Raw genomic sequence first — 19,629 nt, 5'->3', positions numbered from 1 at the left:
TTGATGGCGACTGATAGACCGCTTTCGCGAGCAAGCCCGCTCCCACAGTGGATTGAGGGTGATTCTACATCTTGAGGTTGACCCAGCCCGGCTTCGCCTCTTCCGGCGCCACGGCTTTCACGGTTTTACCGGTGGCCAACTCAACCCGCCGTGCCACCTCCGGATCATCAGCAAACGGCACCATGCTCGCATCGTCGAGGCTCTCTGAAGTCTGATGGCGCAGGCAGTACTCTACCGCCAGCCACAGAAACACCACCCCCAGCACATTCAAGAAAATATCCATCCTCTGCGGCTCCCTGCCTCAGGCGATCTGCGCCTGGCTGCGTGCCAGCGCCACGTCGGCGACCCGCACCGTGCGCCAGACGTTGTAGGCCATCAGCAGCATGCCGCTGAGGAAGAACACCCCGCCGGCAAAGCGCACGATGAACCCAGGATGACTGGCCTGCAGTGCTTCGACGAAGGAGTAGGTCAGCGTGCCGTCCTCGTTGATCGCTCGCCACATCAGGCCCTGAGTGATGCCGTTGACCCACATCGAGGCGATGTACAACACGGTGCCGATGGTCGCCAGCCAGAAGTGCAGGTTGATCAGCGGCGTGCTGTACATCTGCTCGCGGCCAAAGACTTTCGGCACCATGTGATACGTCGCGCCGAAGGTGATCATCGCCACCCAGCCCAAAGCCCCGGCGTGAACGTGGCCGATGGTCCAGTCGGTGTAGTGGGAGAGAGCGTTGACCGTCTTGATCGCCATCATCGGGCCTTCGAAGGTCGACATGCCGTAGAACGCCAGCGACAGCACCAGGAAGCGCAAAATCGGGTCGGTGCGCAACTTATGCCAGGCACCGGACAAGGTCATCATGCCGTTGATCATGCCGCCCCAGCTCGGCGCCAGCAGGATCAGTGACATGGCCATGCCCAGCGACTGCGCCCAGTCCGGCAGTGCGGTGTAGTGCAAGTGGTGCGGGCCGGCCCAGATGTACAGGGTGATCAGCGCCCAGAAATGCACGATCGACAACCGATACGAATACACCGGGCGATTCACCTGTTTTGGCACGAAGTAATACATCATTCCGAGGAAGCCGGTGGTCAGGAAGAAACCCACCGCGTTATGGCCGTACCACCACTGCACCATGGCATCGGTGGCCCCGGAATACACCGGATAGGATTTGAACCAGTCCACCGGGATCGACAGGTGATTGACCACGTGCAGCATGGCGATCACCAGAATGAACGCGCCGAAGAACCAGTTGCCGACATAGATGTGTTTGGTCTTGCGCTGCACCACGGTGGTGAAAAACACGATGGCGTACGCGACCCAGACCACCGCCATCCACACCGCGCCGGAGAATTCGATCTCGGCGTATTCCTTGGTGGTGGTGTAGCCCAGCGGCAGGGTGATCAGCATGATCACGATCACCGATTGCCAGCCCCAGAAGGTGAAGGCCGCGAGCTTGTCCGAATACAGCCGCACCTGGCAGGTGCGCTGCACCGCGTAGTAACTGGCGGCGAATTGCGCGCTGCCGGCGAAACCGAAAATCACCAGGCTGGTGTGCAATGGCCGCAAGCGGCCGAAGGTGGTCCAGGGCAGGTCGAGGTTCATGTCCGGCCACACCAGTTGCGAGGCGATCCAGACCCCCATCGCCATGCCGACAACACCCCAGAAAACCGTCGCGATAACGAATTGGCGGACGACCTTGTAGTTATAAGCCTGTCCGATTGTTGCTGTGCTCATGGTCAGTTCATCCACGGTTGCAAAGTCTTGCCAGGCCACCCTGGTCTGGCACGAGCTGCACTGTAGGAACAGCGTCGGAAACAAAACAGGCTCAGGAATCTTTCATTTGTACGGATCAGATTGAAGTGCTGCCTGCGGCGTTCTGCCGCGCCCTGATATGGTTTTTATGACTTCAGGTGAATCTGTCGCGTGCTGCGCTGCTCGTCCATAGTCGGGGAAAATCCTGTGGGAGCGGGCTTGCTCGCGAAAGCGGTGTGTCAGTCAACAAGTCAGTTGCCTGACACACCGCTTTCGCGAGCAAGCCCGCTCCCACAGTTTTGAATTTGTGTTCAAACCTGATGAGGTGGCTGCTGCATGTATCAATACGATGATTACGACCGCGCACTGGTGTTCGAGCGCGTTGCGCAGTTTCGCGATCAGGTCGAGCGCTTCATGGCCGGAGAGTTGAGCGAGGAGGAGTTCCTGCCGCTGCGCCTGCAAAACGGCCTGTACCTGCAGAAGCACGCCTACATGCTGCGAGTGGCGATTCCTTACGGCACCCTGAGTGCCGAACAGATGCGTACGCTGGCGAGCATTGCCGCCGATTATGATCGCGGCTACGGCCACTTCACCACGCGGCAAAACCTGCAATTCAACTGGATCGAACTGGCGCAGGTGCCGGACATCCTTGAACGCCTGGCGCAGGTCAACATGCACGCGATCCAGACCTCCGGCAACTGCGTGCGCAACATCACCACCGAGGCGTTTGCCGGGGTCGCGGCGGACGAGTTGATCGACCCGCGCCCGCTGGCCGAGATCTTGCGGCAATGGTCGACGATCAACCCGGAGTTCCTCTTCCTGCCACGCAAGTTCAAGATCGCCATCTGCTCGGCGAAGCAGGATCGCGCGGCGATCATGATGCATGACATCGGCCTGTATCTTTATCCGGGGCGCGACGGGCAGATGCTGCTGCGGGTGATCGTCGGTGGCGGGTTGGGGCGCACGCCGATCCTCGGTCTGCAGATCCGCGAAGGCTTGCCGTGGCAGCATCTGCTGTCCTACGTCGAAGCGATCCTGCGGGTCTACAACCGCCATGGCCGGCGCGACAACAAGTACAAGGCGCGGATCAAGATTCTGGTCAAGGCGCTGGGCATCGAGGCGTTCGCCAAAGAGGTCGAGGAAGAATGGCAACACCTCAAGGACGGCCCGGCGCAGCTGACCGAGGCTGAATATGAGCGGGTCGCCAGTGCCTTCGTGCCGCCGATCTATCACACCCTGGCCGACACCGATCTGGACTTCGGCACGCGTCTGGCCGAAAGCCCGGCGTTCGCCCGCTGGGTTGCGCGTAACGTGCAGCCGCACAAGAAACCCGGTTACACCAGCGTGGTGCTATCGACCAAACCGGGGCTGAGCGCGCCGCCTGGTGATGTCACCGGGTTGCAGATGCTGGCGGTGGCCGACTGGTCGGAGCGTTTCGGTTTTGGCGAAATTCGCATTGCCCACGAGCAGAATATCGTCCTGCCCGATGTACGAAAGTCTGACCTGTACGAACTCTGGCAGCTTGCCTGCGAGCGCAATCTGGGCAGCCCCAACGTCGGCCTGCTGACCGACATCATCGCCTGCCCGGGCGGCGATTTCTGTGCGCTGGCCAACGCCAAGTCGATCCCGATTGCCCAGGCGATTCAGGCGCGTTTCGACAACCTCGACTACCTGCACGACCTGGGCGACATCAGCCTGAACATCTCCGGCTGCATCAACGCCTGCGGCCACCACCACATCGGCAATATCGGCATCCTCGGCGTCGATAAGAACGGCAGCGAGTGGTACCAGATCACCCTTGGCGGCGCGCAGGGCAAAAACAGCGCGTTGGGCAAAGTCATCGGCCCATCGTTCAGCGCGGCCGAAGTGCCGCAGGTGATCGAGCGGATCATCGGTACGTTTGTGCGTTACCGCGAAAGCGAGGAGTTGTTTGTCGACACCGTGGCGCGCATTGGTCTGGAGCCGTTCAAGGAACGCGTCTACCCGAAAGTGCTGGAGGCGTCGGCATGAACAATCTGCTGCGTCTGGAGCAAGGTGTCGCACGCCTGATCGAGGACGACCCATGGACGCTGGTTCGCGAGCCGGAGCAGGGCAGGCCGCAAGGATTGTTGATCCTGCCGCTGGCGCACTGGCTGCAATCGCCCTCGACCCACGCGGTGTGGCTGGGGCCGGACGATGAAGTTGAAAGCGTGGTGCCGTGGCTGGCCTCGCTGCCGCTGATTGCCCTGGACTTCCCGAGCTTTCGCGACGGTCGCGCCTACAGTCAGGCGTATCTGCTGCGCAGCCGGTTTGGCTGGGCCGGCGAGTTGCGGGCGATTGGCGATGTGTTGCGCGATCAGCTCAGCCATATGCGTCAGTGCGGGTTCGACAGTTTTGCGGTGCGCGAGGACAAATCGGCTGAAGATGCATTGAAGGGCCTAGCCGGCATGAGCGTGCTGTACGGCCGCTCGGTGATCGAGCCACGCCCGCTGTTTCGTAGACGCTGAATATCCATTGCTTGATAGATACTTTGTGGTGAGGGGATTTATCCCCGATGGGCTGCGAAGCAGACCTAAAATCTGCCGAAGCATTTCTTCAGCTAAAACCTGTTGGCTGGTTCTGCGGCCGCCGCGCAGCCGGTCGGGGATAAATCCCCTCACCACAATTGCCTAGCGGCCCCTTCTCTACAGGGGAAACCCTTACATCCCGCACCATTCCCGGATTTTTCCTTGGGTCGATGCTGGCCTTTTGGTAGAGTCCCCGTCGCCAGCGGGTTTTCGGCTGGACGACGGAACGAAGAAGGGAGTCTGGGTAGTGAGTGCGGGCAAAAAGATTTTGGGCCTCACGGCGTTGCTGTTGATGCTGACGCTGTGGGCCAGTTACTTCTATGTGTTCAAGGAAAACCGCGACGGCCAGTTGGGCGGCGCCGGTGAAAGCACCGCGTGGTGCGGCGCGCCGCCGTCCACCGAAGCGGCGCTGTTGGGCAAGGATCAACTGACCTTGCGCGTCACCAACAACCTGCGCGGCGAGTTCATGCTCAGTGGCTCGCTGGTGGTCTCCGAACGCACCTTCAACCGTTACGATCTGGGCCGCAACGAACTGCGTCTGCGCCTGGAACCGTTGCAGTGGTCGTACGGCGTGACGCCGATCTTCCTCGAACAGGTCAAGGTTCAGCCGCTGAGCCGCAACCTCGCGTCTCCAACGAAAAGCGCCTACGCCGAGCTTGAGCCACGGCCGATCGGCGTCCAGGGCCAGGTCACCGACTTCCCCTTCGACACCTATCGCTACGGCTACAAACCGGTGCTGTATTACCTCAAGGGCAGCGAGCGCATCGACCTGCGCTTCAAGAACATCACCACGCTGATGGAGATGTCCAACACCTTCACGCCGATCCAGAAGTACAACCGCGTCGAGTACATCAACGAGAAAAACTCGATGATCCGCGACGAGGATTACAAGGCCTACGGCCCGCACGAATGCGCGTTCAGCGTCGAGCGCAAAGGCTCGTTCAAGGTCGTGGTGCTGTTGTTCCTGCTGGTGCTGTGCCTGCCGCTGTTGCACGTGTTCTATCGTGACGAGCCGGGGATCGACTTCCTCGCCACGCTGGTGACGATTGCCGTGGTGCGGGTGCTGCTGGTCGGGCCGGTGCAGGACTTCCAGCTGTACAACATCGACTTCCTGTTCGGCGCTGCGATTCTGCTGGTGGGCTCGGTGTCGCTGATCAAGGCGATGCGCGCCAACAGCCGGCGCGAGATGGCGTTGAAGAGCGGGGCGACGTCTTCCTGGTAATACTCAGTGTTCGAGACCAACACTGACCCTGTGGGAGCGGGCTTGCTCGCGAATGCGGTACATCAGTCACCCTTGATGTTGGCTGAGGGAATGCATTCGCGAGCAAGCCCGCTCCCACAAGGGATCAGCGATCACTTCAACGCCGGATCGCTCATGTTCATTTTCTTCCAGCCTTAAGTGGTATCTGCATCTGTGGCTTAAATGAGGTTTGCCAAGCCGCGCGGGGTCTCGTATGAATTTTGTGGTTTTGCAACGCAATCGCCGCGCTTTTAGCTATACCTGTAACTCCCCCATACGCACATTCAGGCCTTCTGACAGGAGTTACAGCATGAAGCTAGCAGTAATGATGGGCGCCCTTTGCATCGCCACCCTTGGGGTGGTGGGTTGCTCCAGCAAAACCGTCGCTCCCGATGAGTATTCCGGCTTTCTCAAGGACTACAGCCAGCTCAAGGAGGCCAAATCGCCGTCCGGCGCCGAGGTGATGCGCTGGATCGATCCGAAGGTCGACATCAGCAAGTTCACCAGCGTGTACATCGAGCCAACCCAGCTCTATCCAAAGCCGCAACCGACCGCGAAGATTTCGCAGCAGACCCTCAACGGCATCACCTCCTATTACGATCAGGCGCTCAAGCGTGAAATCAGCAAGGATCTGCCGTTGGCCAACGGCCCCGGCCCAGGAGTGATTGTGGTGCGGGCGGCGATCACTGCCGTGAGCAGCAAGACCGAAGGCCTGCACGCGTATGAAGTGATCCCGGTCGCTCTGGTCGCGGCAGCGGTCAGCACTGCCAGCGGTATCCGCGATCAGGAAACCACCCTGGCCACCGAAGCGGTGTTCCTCGACGGTGCGAGCAACAAGGTGGTGGCGCAAGTGGTGCGCAAAGGCACCGGTAAACCGTTGGAAAATGAAACTCAAGCGATGAAGGCCTCCGACGTCAAACCTGTCATCGACGGCTGGGCCAATGACATGCGTCAGATGTATGTGAAGCTCAAGTCCAAATAAGCTGGGGCCTTTGTAGGAGCAGCCGCAGGCTCGGGCCGCGATCGGACGATCTTTTGACTTTGATTTTTTAAAAGCCAGATCAAAAGATCGCAGCCTTTGGCAGCTCCTACAGGGGGCAGGGATTACAGGTTTTTCTTCGCTTGCTCGCGAACACGTTCTTCCTGCGCCCGCGCCTCAGGCGTGAATTCGGCACCGAAATCCTCGGCGGAGAATATCTGCCGTATCTCGATATCAGAGTCGCCCGGCATCGGGTTCGGGCAGCGCTTGACCCATTCGATGGCTTCTTCCTTCGATTTGACTTCCCAGATCCAGTACCCGGCCACCAGCTCCTTGGTCTCGATGAACGGGCCGTCGATGACGCTGCGCTGGGCGCCGGAGAAATGCACGCGGACGCCTTTGCTGCTCGGGTGCAGGCCATTGCCGTCGATGAGGATGCCGGCCTTGACCAGTTCTTCGTTGAAGTTGCCCATGGCGGTGATCAGTTCTTCGCTGGGCATGATGCCGGCTTCGGAGTCGACGCTGGCTTTGACAAGGATCATGAATCGCATGGTGGTTTCTCCAGGGAATGGGGTTGATTCACTGCTTAGTCGAACGGGCACCTCACGAATCGACAGAACTCCTAAGTAAATGATGCAAACTCGAGCTCCGCGAAGATCACTGTGGGAGCGAGCTTGCTCGCGAAGACGGCGGCACATTCAGCATAGCGTTGACTGGCAGATTGCTTTCGCGAGCAAGCTCGCTCCCACAGGATTTGCGGTTGTATACAATTTTTTGCGCAGGCCCCTGACAATTTTCATGCAGGGCATAGGTCGTCGGACAATTTCGTGGTTAACTTCGGCCTCTTGCATGCTCAATCACCACGTTAAGAAGGACTAAAGTCATGGCTCAAGTCACCCTCAAAGGCAACCCGGTTCAAGTCAACGGCCAGTTGCCACAAGCCGGTTCCAAGGCGCCAGCCTTTTCTCTGGTTGCCGGCAATCTGTCCGACGTTACCCTGAAAGACTTTGCCGGCAAGCGCAAAGTGCTGAACATCTTCCCAAGCGTCGACACTCCGACCTGCGCCACTTCGGTACGCAAGTTCAACGCTCAGGCCAACGAACTGGCCAACACCGTGGTGCTGTGCATCTCGGCTGACCTGCCATTCGCCCAGGCCCGCTTCTGCGGCGCCGAAGGTCTGGAAAACGTGCAGAACCTGTCGACCCTGCGCGGTGCCGAATTCATCGAAAACTACGGCGTAGCCATCGCTGACGGCCCGCTCAAAGGCCTGACCGCCCGTGCCGTGGTGGTGCTGGACGAGAACGACAACGTCCTGCACAGCGAACTGGTCAAGGAAATCGCTGAAGAGCCGAACTACGACGCAGCACTCGCCGTTCTGAAATAAGCGCTTTTACAATTGTTAACGGCCTGGCCCTGTCCAGGCCGTTTTCATTTGTGTATCAGTGTTTTGCCTCACACCTTGAAACGTAAGTTGAAGGTAAATTGCCGGTAAAGCTGCTTTGCTTAAATCCGATCAGTGCTTATCGTTCAGCCTCCCGTAAAAGAAGCCCACGCGCCCAATGGTTAATCAATCCATGCAATCGTCCCCTCGCAACTCCCGTCGCTGGCTGATCAGCCTGCTCGTCCTGTTGGTCATCGCCGTCCTGTGCTGGAAATTCTGGCCCGCCGGTTCGGCCCACAAGGAGGGCGCCGACAAGGCGGCGAGCGGCCATGCCGGACGTTCGGGGATGATGCGGCCAGGCTTCGGCGGTGCGGCCGGGCCGATTCCGGTGCGTGTGGCGCCGGCGGTCACGGGCGACTTCCCGCTGTATTACAAGGCACTGGGCACGGTGACTGCGCTCAACACCATCAACGTGCGCAGCCGGGTCGGCGGTGAACTGGTGAAGATCAATTTCGAGGAAGGGCAGATGGTCAAGGCCGGCGACCTGCTGGCAGAGATCGATCCGCGTCCGTACCAGAACGCCTTGCTCCAGGCTGAAGGCACCTTGCTGCAGAATCAGGCGCAGTTGAAAAACGCACAGGTCGACGTCGAGCGTTATCGCGGCCTGTACAAGGAAGACAGCATCGCCAAGCAGACCCTGGACACCGCCGAAGCACTGGTCGGCCAGTACCTGGGCACGGTCAAGACCAATCAGGCGGCGGTCAACGACGCCAAGCTCAATCTCGAATTCACCAAGATCCGCGCACCGATTGCCGGTCGCGTCGGTCTGCGTCAGGTCGACGTCGGCAACCTCGTCGCGGCCAACGACACCACGTTCCTTGCGGTCATCACTCAGACCCAACCGATCAGCGTGGTCTTCACCCTGCCGGAAAACAGTCTCGAAACCGTATTGGCGCGCTACCACAGCGGCGCGAAACTGCCGGCCGAGGCATGGGATCGCGGCGATACCAAGATCCAGGCCAGCGGCGTGCTGCAAAGCCTCGACAACCAGATCGACGTCGCCACCGGCACCCTGAAATTCAAGGCCCGTTACGATAACCGCGACCAGTCGCTGTTCCCCAATCAGTTCGTCAACGTCCATCTGCTGGCCGATACCTTGAAAGGCGTGGTACTCGCACCGTCGGCGGCGATTCAGTTCGGCACCAACGGCACGTTCGTTTACGCATTGGACGGCGACAAGAAAGTCACCATCCGCCAACTGAAGATCGGCGCCAGTGACGGTACCAACACCGTGGTCACCGAAGGCCTCGCCGCGGGCGACCGCGTGGTGCTGGAAGGCACCGACCGCCTGAAGGAAGGCAGCGAAGTGGAAGTGGTCAACGACAGCAATGACGTGCCGACCACCCCGACCGGCCACCTGCAGGGCAAACCCGCCGCCAGTGCGCCGGACGCCGCCACGGCTGACAAGGCCAAGAAGGGCGCATGAACATTTCGCGGCTGTTCATCCTCCGTCCGGTAGCCACCACCCTGAGCATGCTGGCCATTGTTCTGGCCGGCCTGATTGCCTATCGCCTGCTGCCGGTCTCGGCCTTGCCGCAGGTCGATTATCCGACCATTCGCGTCATGACCCTGTACCCCGGCGCCAGTCCGGACGTGATGACCAGTGCTGTTACCGCGCCGCTCGAACGCCAGTTCGGGCAGATGCCGGGCCTGACGCAAATGGCCTCGACCAGCTCCGGCGGCGCTTCGGTGCTGACCCTGCGTTTCAGCCTCGACATCAACATGGACGTCGCCGAACAGCAGGTGCAAGCCGCGATCAACGCCGCGACCAACCTGCTGCCGACCGACCTGCCGGCGCCGCCGGTGTACAACAAGGTCAACCCGGCGGATACCCCGGTGCTGACCTTGGCGATCACCTCGAAAACCATGCTTCTGCCCAAGCTTAATGATCTGGTCGATACGCGCATGGCGCAGAAGATCGCCCAGATCAGCGGCGTCGGCATGGTCAGCATTGCCGGCGGTCAGCGGCAGGCGGTGCGGATCAAGGTCAACCCGGAAGCCCTCGCGGCGAACAGCCTGAACCTTGAAGACGTGCGCACCCTGATCGGCGCGTCCAACGTCAACCAGCCGAAAGGTAACTTCGACGGCCCGACCCGGGTCTCGATGCTCGACGCCAACGACCAGCTGACGTCGCCCAAGGATTACGCCAACCTGATTCTCGCCTACAAGAATGGCGCGCCGCTGCGCCTGAAGGATGTGGCGGAAATCGTCGACGGTGCGGAGAACGAACGTCTCGCCGCGTGGGCCAACCAGAATCAGGCAGTGCTGCTGAACATCCAGCGTCAACCGGGCGCCAACGTGATCGAGGTGGTCGACCGGATCAAGGCCTTGCTGCCGAGCATCACCGACAACCTGCCGGCCGGCCTCGACGTTACCGTGCTCACCGACCGCACCCAGACCATCCGCGCCTCGGTCACCGACGTACAACACGAACTGCTAATCGCCATTGCGTTGGTGGTGATGGTGACGTTCCTGTTTCTGCGGCGTGCCAGTGCGACGATCATCCCGTCGGTTGCGGTGCCGCTGTCGCTGATCGGTACGTTTGGCGTGATGTACCTGGCCGGCTTCTCGGTCAACAACCTGACCTTGATGGCGCTGACCATCGCCACCGGTTTTGTGGTCGATGATGCGATCGTGATGCTGGAGAACATCGCGCGTTTCATCGAGGAGGGTGATAGCCCGATGCAGGCGGCGCTGAAAGGCGCCAAACAGATCGGTTTCACTTTGATTTCGCTGACCCTGTCGCTGATCGCGGTACTGATTCCGCTGCTGTTCATGGCTGACGTGGTCGGGCGGCTGTTCCGTGAGTTCGCCATCACCCTGGCGGTGGCGATCCTGATTTCCCTCGTAGTCTCTCTGACCTTGACGCCGATGATGTGCGCGCGCTTGCTCAAGCGTGAGCCGCAAGCGCACGAGCAGGGCCGCTTCTACCGGGCCAGTGGCGCGGTCATCGACTGGATGATCGCCGCGTACGGGCGCAAGTTGCAGTGGGTGCTCAAACACCAGCCGCTGACCCTGTTGGTGGCTATCGGTACGCTGGCGCTGACGGTGTTCCTTTATATGGTGGTGCCCAAGGGCTTTTTCCCGGTGCAGGACACCGGGGTGATCCAGGGCATTTCCGAGGCGCCGCAGTCGATTTCCTTCGCGGCCATGGGCGAGCGTCAGCAGGCGCTGGCCAAGGTGATTCTCGAAGATCCGGCGGTGGAGAGCCTGTCGTCCTACATCGGTGTCGACGGCGACAACGCCACGCTCAACAGCGGTCGCTTGCTGATCAACCTCAAGCCGCATGGCCAGCGTGACCTGAGCGCCACCGAGGTGATCGCGCGCCTGCAACCGCAACTGGACAAACTGGTCGGCATCCGCCTGTTCATGCAGCCGGTGCAGGATCTGACCATCGAGGATCGGGTCAGCCGCACCCAGTACCAGTTCAGCATGTCCTCACCGGATGCCGAACTGCTCAGCCAGTGGAGCGAGCGTCTGGTCGAAGCCCTGGCCCAGCGCCCGGAACTGACTGACGTTGCCAGCGACTTGCAGGACAAGGGCTTGCAGGTCTATCTGGTGATCGACCGCGATGCGGCCTCGCGCCTCGGCGTTTCGGTGCAGAACATCACCGATGCGCTGTACGACGCCTTCGGCCAGCGGCAGATTTCGACCATTTACACCCAGGCCAGCCAGTACCGCGTGGTGCTGCAGGCGCAGGCCGGGGAGAAGATCGGCCCGGCGGCACTGGATCAGATTCACGTCAAGACCACCGACGGTGCACAGGTGCGCCTGTCGAGCCTGGCCCATGTCGAGGAGCGTCAGGCGCAACTGGCGATCACCCACATCGGCCAGTTCCCTGCGGTGATGATGTCGTTCAACCTGGCTCCCGGTGTGGCGCTGGGACATGCGGTGGATATCATCGATCAGGTGCAGAAGGACATCGGCATGCCGATTGGCGTGCAGACCCAGTTCCAGGGCGCGGCCGAAGCGTTCCAGGCGTCGCTGTCGAGCACCTTGCTGCTGATTCTGGCGGCGGTGGTGACCATGTACATCGTGCTCGGCGTGCTTTACGAAAGTTACATCCACCCGATCACCATTCTCTCGACCCTGCCGTCGGCGGCGGTCGGCGCCTTGCTCGCGTTGCTGCTCAGCGGCAATGACCTGGGGATGATCGCTATCATCGGCATCATCCTGCTTATCGGTATCGTCAAGAAGAACGCGATCATGATGATCGACTTCGCCCTCGACGCCGAACGCACCCAGGGCATGGCGCCGGAGCAGGCGATCTATCAGGCGGCGCTGCTGCGCTTCCGGCCGATTCTGATGACCACCTTGGCCGCGCTGTTCGGCGCCGTGCCGTTGATGCTCGCCACCGGTTCCGGGGCTGAGTTGCGTCAGCCACTGGGTCTGGTGATGGTCGGCGGTCTGCTGGTGAGCCAGGTGCTGACCCTGTTCACCACGCCGGTGATCTATCTGTACTTCGACCGTCTGGGTCGGCGCTTCGGCAAAACCAATGCCGAAGAGGTACCGGTATGACTGTCTGGACACATTCCCCCTGTGGGAGCGGGCTTGCTCGCGAAAGCGCTGTATCAGGCGACATGAATGTTGAATGTCAGACCGTATTCGCGAGCAAGCCCGCTCCCACAAGGGACTGGTGTGATGTTGGGGATTGCGGTCAATGAACCTCTCCGGTCCTTTCATCAAGCGCCCGGTCGCGACCATGCTCCTGAGTCTGGCGATCATGCTGCTGGGCGGTGTCAGTTTCGGTCTGTTGCCGGTGTCGCCGCTGCCGCAAATGGATTTCCCGGTGATCGTGGTCCAGGCCAGTCTGCCCGGCGCCAGTCCCGAGGTGATGGCGTCCACGGTGGCGACGCCGCTGGAGCGCTCGTTCGGAGCGATTGCCGGCGTCAACACCATGAGCAGCCGTTCCAGCCAGGGTTCGACCCGGGTCATTCTGCAATTTGACCTCGACCGTGATATCAACGGCGCGGCGCGGGAAGTGCAGGCGGCGATCAACGCTTCACGCAACCTGTTGCCGAGCGGGATGCGCAGCATGCCGACCTACAAGAAGGTCAACCCGTCGCAGGCGCCGATCATGGTGCTGTCGCTGACGTCGGATGTGCTGGAAAAAGGCCAGCTCTACGATTTGGCCTCGACCATCCTCTCGCAGAGCCTGTCCCAGGTGCAGGGCGTAGGTGAAGTGCAGATCGGCGGCAGTTCGCTGCCGGCGGTGCGTATCGAACTTGAACCGCAGGCGCTTAACCAGTACGGCGTGGCGCTCGACGATGTGCGCAAGACCATCGCCGGGGCCAACGTGCGCCGGCCCAAGGGCTCGGTCGAAGACGGCGAGCGCCTGTGGCAGATCCAGGCCAACGACCAGTTGGAGAAAGCCAAGGATTACGAGTCGCTGATCATCCATTACAAGGACGGCGCGGCCCTGCGCCTGAAGGACGTGGCCAAGGTCAGCGACGGCGTCGAAGACCGCTACAACAGCGGTTTCTTCAACGATGACGCGGCGGTGCTATTGGTGATCAACCGCCAGGCCGGCGCCAACATCATCGAGACGGTCAACGAGATCAAGGCGCAGTTGCCGGCTCTGCAAGCGGTACTGCCGGCCAGCGTCAAACTGAACCTGGCAATGGATCGCTCGCCAGTGATCAAGGCCACGTTGCACGAAGCGGAAATGACCCTGTTGATTGCCGTGGCGCTGGTGATTCTGGTGGTGTTCCTGTTTCTCGGGAATTTCCGCGCCTCGCTGATTCCGACGCTGGCAGTGCCGGTGTCGCTGGTCGGCACCTTTGCGGTGATGTACCTCTATGGCTTCTCGCTGAACAACTTGTCGCTGATGGCGCTGATTCTGGCTACCGGACTGGTGGTGGACGATGCCATCGTGGTGCTGGAGAACATCTCCCGGCACATCGACGAAGGCGTCAAACCGATGCAGGCTGCCTACCTCGGGGCCAAGGAAGTCGGTTTCACCTTGCTGTCGATGAACGTGTCGCTGGTGGCGGTGTTCCTGTCGATCCTGTTCATGGGCGGGATTGTCGAGAGCCTGTTCCGTGAGTTTTCCATCACCCTGGCAGCAGCCATCGTGGTGTCGCTGGTGGTCTCGCTGACCCTGACGCCAATGCTCTGCGCCCGCTGGCTCAAGCCGCACACGCCGGGCCAGGAAAACCGCCTGCAACGCTGGAGCCGCCGCGCCAACGACTGGATGGTCGGCAAATACGCGACCAGCCTCGATTGGGTGCTGCGCCATCGGCGTCTGACCTTGCTCAGTCTGATCATTACGGTCGGGGTCAACGTTGCGCTGTACGTGGTGGTGCCGAAGACGTTCATGCCGCAGCAGGACACCGGCCAGTTGATCGGTTTCGTCCGGGGTGACGACGGTCTGTCGTTCAGCGTGATGCAACCGAAAATGGAAACCTTCCGCCGCGCCGTGCTCAAGGACGAAGCAGTGGAAAGCGTCGCCGGGTTCATCGGCGGCACCAACGGCACCAACAACGCGTTCATGCTGGTACGCCTGAAGCCGATCAAGGAGCGCAACCTGTCGGCGCAGAAAGTCATCGAGCGCCTGCGCAAGGAAATGCCCAAGGTGCCCGGCGCCCAGTTGATGCTGATGGCCGATCAGGATCTGCAATTCGGCGGTGGTCGCGAGCAGACCACCTCGCAATACAGCTACATCCTGCAAAGCGGGGATCTGGGGGCGTTGCGCGAGTGGTACCCGAAAGTGGTGACCGCGCTGCGCGCACTGCCCGAGCTGACCGCCATTGATGCCCGCGAGGGGCGCGGCGCGCAGCAGGTGACGTTGATTGTCGACCGTGATCAGGCCAAACGCCTCGGGGTCGACATGAACATGGTCACGGCGGTGTTGAACAATGCCTACAGCCAGCGGCAGATTTCGACGATCTACGACAGCCTCAACCAGTATCAGGTGGTGATGGAGGTCAATCCGAAATACGCGCAGGATCCGGTAACGCTCAATCAGGTGCAGGTGATTACCGCTGACGGTGCGCGGATTCCGTTGTCGACCATCGCCCATTATGAAAACAGCCTGGAAGACGACCGCGTCAGCCACGAAGGCCAGTTCGCCTCCGAAAGCATCGCGTTCGACATGGCTGAAGGCGTGACCGTGGAGCAGGGCAGTGCCGCGATCGAGCGGGCGATTGCCAAGGTCGGTCTGCCGGAAGACGTGATCGCGAAAATGGCCGGCACCGCCGATGCCTTTGCCGCCACGCAGAAGAGTCAGCCATTCATGATCCTCGGTGCGCTGCTGGCGGTGTATCTGGTGCTCGGTGTGCTGTATGAAAGCTACATTCACCCGCTGACGATTCTCTCGACCTTGCCGTCGGCCGGGGTCGGTGCGCTGTTGTCGATCTATGCGCTGGGCGGCGAGTTCAGCCTGATCTCCCTGCTCGGATTGTTCCTGCTGATCGGGGTGGTGAAGAAAAACGCGATCCTGATGATCGACCTGGCGCTGCAACTGGAACGCCATCAGGGCCTGTCGCCGCTGGAGTCGATCCGCAGCGCCTGCCTGCAACGGCTGCGGCCGATTCTGATGACCACCCTGGCGGCGATCCTCGGCGCCTTGCCGTTGCTGCTCGGCCGCGCGGAAGGCGCAGAAATGCGCCAGCCGTTGGGCCTGACCATCATCGGCGGCCTGATCTTCAGCCAGGTCCTGACCCTTTACACCACGCCTGTGGTTTACCTCTATCTCGACAAGCTGCGCCACCGCTTCAACAAGTGGCGTGGCGTGCGTACTGACGCCGCTCTGGAAACTCCGCTATGACTGACCGTTCGCTTCTCAATCTGGCCACTGCGCGCGGTTCGCGCCTGTTGAGTCTGTCACTGTGCGTGGCGATGCTCAGTGCCTGCGCTGTGGGCCCGGACTATCAGCGTCCGCAGACCGCCGAGGTCGCGCAATACAAAGAGGCCAAAGGCTGGCGTCAGGCCAATCCGAGCGATTCGCTGGCGCGCGGTGCCTGGTGGGAGTTGTATGGCGATCAGCAACTCAATGGTCTGATCGAAAAACTCAACAGTTCCAACCAGACCGTGGCGCAATCCGAAGCCCAGTTTCGTCAGGCCCAGGCCTTGGTGCGGAGTGCCCGTGGAGCGTTTTATCCCAGTGTCGACCTGAGCGTGGGCAAGACCCGCTCCAGCCAGGGCACCGGCAGCAGCAGTTCGAGCCTGAGCAGTTCCGCCAGCGGCATTCGCGACACCTACAACGCGCAGTTGGGCGTGAGTTGGGAAGCGGATATCTGGGGCAAATTGCGCCGAGGCCTGGAAGCCGACCAGGCCAGCGCCCAGGCGAGTTTTGCCGATCTGGCCGCGATGCGCCTGAGTCAGCAGTCGGAACTGGTGCAGAACTACCTGCAATTGCGGGTTATCGATCAGCAGAAGCGTCTGCTCGAAGCCACCGTCGCGGCCTACGAAAAATCCCTGCAAATGACCCAGAACCAGTACCGCGCGGGGATATCCGGGCGCGATGCGGTGGCGCAGGCGCAGACCCAGTTGAAAACCACCCAGGCCGATCTGGTCGACCTGATCTGGCAACGCGCGCAGTTTGAGAATGCCATCGCCGTGCTCACCGGGCAGGCGCCGGCCGAATTCAGCATCGCTGAAACGCAGAACATTCCGAACCTGCCGCAGATTCCCCTGAGCCTGCCTTCGCAGTTGCTGGAACGGCGCCCGGATATTGCCTCGGCGGAACGCTCGGTGATCGCCGCCAACGCCAATATCGGCGTGGCCAAGGCCGCGTACTACCCGGATCTGACCTTGAGCATGAGCGGCGGCTACAGCAGCAGTACCTCGAAAAATCTTTTAACGCTACCGAACCGTTTCTGGTCGGTCGGGCCAAAGCTGGATCTGCCGATCTTCGATGGTGGCATCCGTTCGGCCGAGGTTGACCGTACCGAGGCGGTCTATGACCAGACCGTCGCCAAGTACCGCCAGACCGTGCTCGACGGCTTCCGTGAAGTGGAAAACTATCTGGTGCAATTGAAGGTGTATGAGGACGAGGCGGCCGTGCGTCAGGAAGCACTGGATGCCGCGCGCGACTCGCTGCGCCTGACCCAGAACCAGTACAAGGCCGGCTTGATTGCCTACATCGATGTGGTCGTGGTGCAGGCCACGGCGCTGAGCAACGAGCGCACTGTGCTGAACATTCTGCAGAACCGCTTGATCGCCAGTGTGCAATTGATTGCGGCGCTGGGTGGCGGCTGGGACGGACAACTCGATGTCAGCGACAATCGCTGATCCGTTGGAGCGAGCCTGCTCGCGAAGCCGTCAGTTCGGTCGATATCTGCGATGAACGTGCTGGCTTTTTCGCAAGCAGGCTCGCTCCCACATCAATCGCGCTGATTGCCGGAATCCTGGGAACGAGGCCCGGGCCAGAGCCTCGCAAAACCATCAAACAAGCGTTTCATCGGGTTGATGGCAAAATGATTACTTTGTCAGTGCGTTCTTCCGCGCAATCAGTACAATCGCCGCATTTGCCCAGCCGAGAATGGACGCAGTACGGCGCGGGTGGTCGCGAGAATCTTCATGCTCATCGGTAATTATTCCTTCACCCTGGTTTTCATTTCTTTGTGTGTGGCGATCCTCGCGTCCTACACCGCGCTCGATCTGACCGGGCGCATCGCCAGCGCCCGTGGGCGCGCAGTGCATTTCTGGACGGCCGGCGGTGCACTGGCGATGGGGGTCGGCGTCTGGTCGATGCACTTCATCGGCATGTTGGCCTTCAAGCTGCCGATCGACCTGGGCTACGACATTGCGATTACCGCGCTGTCGCTGCTGATTGCCGTGCTGTCCTGCGGGTTTGCCCTGTGGCTGGTCAGCCAGCCGAAACTGCCGATTTTGCAATTGGCCTTTGGCGCTTTGGTCATGGGCGCCGGCATCAGTGCAATGCATTACACCGGCATGGCCGCGCTGCGCATGACGCCTGGCATCGATTACGACCCGACCCTGTTCGGCGCCTCATTGCTGATCGCGGTCGGGGCCTCGGCGGCGGCGTTATGGATCGCCTTCCGCCTGCGCCAGCACTCGCCTTATGTACGTCTGATTCGTGGTGGTGCGGCAGTGATCATGGGCATCGCGATTGTCGGCATGCACTACACCGGCATGGCCGCCGCGCAGTTTCCTGATGGCAGTTTCTGCGGCGCAACGCTCGACGGCCTAAAAGGCAACGGCCTCGACAATCTGGTGCTGATCACCACGCTGGCGGTGCTGTCGATCGCCTTGCTCACTTCGATTCTCGATGCGCGCCTTGAAGCGCGTACCGCCGATCTGGCGCATTCGCTGACCCTGGCCAACCGTGAACTGACGCAACTGGCATTGCACGACACCCTGACCGGTCTGCCGAACCGTATGCTGCTGGACGACCGGATTAATCAGGCGATGAAGAAGGTCGAGGAGCAGGGCGGTTGTTTTGCGTTGATGTTCATCGATCTGGACGGTTTCAAACCGGTCAACGATGCCTTCGGCCACCACATGGGTGACCAGTTGCTGCGTGAAGTCGGGGTGCGCCTGCGCGAAGATCTGCGCAGTCAGGATACGCTCGCGCGAATTGGCGGCGACGAGTTCGTGCTGCTGGTGCGTCTGAGCGAACCCGACGATGCTCTGGGACTGGCTGCGCGTCAGGTCGGGTTGCTCGGTCAGGCGTTCCGCGTGGCCGAGCACGACTTGCAGATTTCTGCCAGCGTCGGCATTGCCCTGTACCCGGGCAACGGCCTGAGCGCCCAGGAACTGCTGATGAATGCCGACGCGGCGATGTATCACGCCAAGGGCAGCGGCAAAAACGGTTACAGCTTCTTCGATGCTTCGATGAACAGCAACGCGCGCAAGCAGCTGCAGCTATTGCAAGATCTGCGCGCCGCGCTGGAACACAGTCAGTTCAGCCTGTATTTCCAGCCCAAATTCGACGCCATCAGTGGTCGTCCGGTCGGTGCCGAAGCGCTGCTGCGCTGGCAGCATCCGACCCAGGGCATGTTGCTGCCGGACAAGTTCATCGATCTGGCGGAGAAGACCGGCCTGATCATCGCCATCGGTGAATGGGTGCTTAACGAAGCTTGCCGGCAGATGCGCGAATGGTACGTGCTCGGTTACACCGACTGGCGCATTGCGGTGAACCTCTCGGCCTTGCAGTTCTGCCACGCGGGGCTGGTGCAGAGCGTGGCCAAGGCGCTGGCGACCCACCACCTGCCGGCCAACAGCCTGACCCTGGAAATCACCGAAACCACGGCCATGAGCGACGCGGATGCGAGCATGAAGGTGTTGCAGGAGTTGTCCGACATGGGCGTCGACCTGTCGATCGACGACTTCGGCACCGGTTATTCGAGCCTGATGTACCTCAAGCGTTTGCCGGCCAACGAGCTGAAGATCGACCGCGGTTTTGTCCGCGATCTGGAGCATGACAGCGATGACGCGGCCATCGTCTCGGCGATCGTGGCGTTGGGCCAGGCACTCGGTTTGCGCATTGTTGCCGAGGGGGTGGAGACCGGCGTGCAGCAGGATTTCCTCACGCAGTTGGGTTGTGATTCGTTGCAGGGCTATCTGTTGGGGCATCCGATGCCGGCGGATGCGTTCATGCAGAACATTGCCCGTGGAGAGGCTTTGGCGGCTGTCTGACTGCATTCGGTGGCGAGGGAGCTTGCTCCCGTTGGGGCGCGAAGCGGCCGCGTTTTTACTCGGTTTTACTGT

General features: G+C 61.0%; 13 protein-coding genes and 1 pseudogene. 11 read left to right on the top strand and 3 right to left on the bottom strand.

Annotated features, from left to right (window positions below):
• Positions 1-64: 64 nt before the first annotated feature.
• Positions 65-283, bottom strand: coding sequence for a cbb3-type cytochrome c oxidase subunit 3 (locus KCG87_RS09095; protein ID WP_210556984.1), 219 nt, complete (start codon positions 281-283; stop codon positions 65-67).
• 18 nt (positions 284-301) lie between these two features.
• Complete coding sequence (gene ccoN / locus KCG87_RS09090) at positions 302-1,729, bottom strand: cytochrome-c oxidase, cbb3-type subunit I (RefSeq protein ID WP_047294666.1); 1,428 nt, start codon at positions 1,727-1,729, stop codon at positions 302-304.
• A 189-nt stretch (positions 1,730-1,918) separates the two neighbouring features.
• Here ccoN and KCG87_RS27435 point away from each other — a divergent pair.
• The 5 genes and pseudogenes from KCG87_RS27435 to KCG87_RS09070 all read left to right on the top strand — a co-directional run.
• Positions 1,919-2,044: pseudogene (locus KCG87_RS27435) on the top strand (DUF4381 domain-containing protein); the annotation flags it as partial.
• A 39-nt stretch (positions 2,045-2,083) separates the two neighbouring features.
• Positions 2,084-3,757 carry a nitrite/sulfite reductase gene (locus KCG87_RS09085; RefSeq protein WP_210556990.1) on the top strand — a complete coding sequence of 558 codons (1,674 nt, stop codon included), beginning with the start codon at positions 2,084-2,086 and terminating at the stop codon, positions 3,755-3,757.
• Complete coding sequence (locus KCG87_RS09080) at positions 3,754-4,233, top strand: DUF934 domain-containing protein (RefSeq protein ID WP_096797324.1); 480 nt, start codon at positions 3,754-3,756, stop codon at positions 4,231-4,233. The genes KCG87_RS09085 and KCG87_RS09080 overlap by 4 nt, the downstream gene beginning before the upstream one ends.
• Before the next feature lie 307 nt (positions 4,234-4,540).
• The gene (locus KCG87_RS09075) at positions 4,541-5,515 is read left to right on the top strand and encodes a hypothetical protein (RefSeq protein WP_135295697.1); all 975 of its coding nucleotides are present in this window, start codon (positions 4,541-4,543) and stop codon (positions 5,513-5,515) included.
• A 328-nt stretch (positions 5,516-5,843) separates the two neighbouring features.
• On the top strand, positions 5,844-6,515 hold the full coding sequence (locus KCG87_RS09070; protein ID WP_134786277.1) for a DUF3313 domain-containing protein: 672 nt from the start codon (positions 5,844-5,846) through the stop codon (positions 6,513-6,515).
• A 122-nt stretch (positions 6,516-6,637) separates the two neighbouring features.
• Here the strand turns inward: KCG87_RS09070 and KCG87_RS09065 are convergent, their stop codons facing one another.
• Entirely contained in the window at positions 6,638-7,063 is a 426-nt protein-coding gene (locus tag KCG87_RS09065) for a YciI family protein (protein ID WP_134786278.1), read from the bottom strand.
• A gap of 332 nt (positions 7,064-7,395) precedes the next feature.
• On the opposite strand from KCG87_RS09065, the gene tpx reads away from it, so the two are divergent.
• From tpx to KCG87_RS09035, 6 genes are all read left to right on the top strand, one after another.
• A complete protein-coding gene (gene tpx, locus KCG87_RS09060; protein WP_007968505.1) occupies positions 7,396-7,896 on the top strand; it encodes a thiol peroxidase in 501 nt (166 codons plus the stop codon).
• 175 nt (positions 7,897-8,071) lie between these two features.
• Positions 8,072-9,379, top strand: a complete 1,308-nt coding sequence (locus tag KCG87_RS09055; RefSeq protein WP_210556992.1) for an MdtA/MuxA family multidrug efflux RND transporter periplasmic adaptor subunit — start codon at positions 8,072-8,074, stop codon at positions 9,377-9,379.
• Positions 9,376-12,471, top strand: a complete 3,096-nt coding sequence (locus KCG87_RS09050; RefSeq protein ID WP_210556994.1) for an MdtB/MuxB family multidrug efflux RND transporter permease subunit — start codon at positions 9,376-9,378, stop codon at positions 12,469-12,471. The genes KCG87_RS09055 and KCG87_RS09050 overlap by 4 nt, the downstream gene beginning before the upstream one ends.
• Positions 12,472-12,613: 142 nt before the next feature.
• The gene (locus tag KCG87_RS09045) at positions 12,614-15,721 is read left to right on the top strand and encodes an efflux RND transporter permease subunit (RefSeq protein ID WP_027613729.1); all 3,108 of its coding nucleotides are present in this window, start codon (positions 12,614-12,616) and stop codon (positions 15,719-15,721) included.
• Complete coding sequence (locus tag KCG87_RS09040; protein WP_098963916.1) at positions 15,718-17,187, top strand: efflux transporter outer membrane subunit; 1,470 nt, start codon at positions 15,718-15,720, stop codon at positions 17,185-17,187. Before KCG87_RS09045 ends, KCG87_RS09040 begins: the two co-directional genes overlap by 4 nt.
• Before the next feature lie 288 nt (positions 17,188-17,475).
• Complete coding sequence (locus KCG87_RS09035) at positions 17,476-19,557, top strand: EAL domain-containing protein (RefSeq protein WP_134786281.1); 2,082 nt, start codon at positions 17,476-17,478, stop codon at positions 19,555-19,557.
• The last annotated feature ends 72 nt before the right edge of the window (positions 19,558-19,629 follow it).

The sequence above is a fragment of the Pseudomonas sp. MWU347 genome (assembly GCF_017947305.1).
Taxonomy (GTDB): domain Bacteria; phylum Pseudomonadota; class Gammaproteobacteria; order Pseudomonadales; family Pseudomonadaceae; genus Aquipseudomonas; species Aquipseudomonas putida_A.
This window is presented reverse-complemented; position numbering and strand designations above follow the sequence as displayed.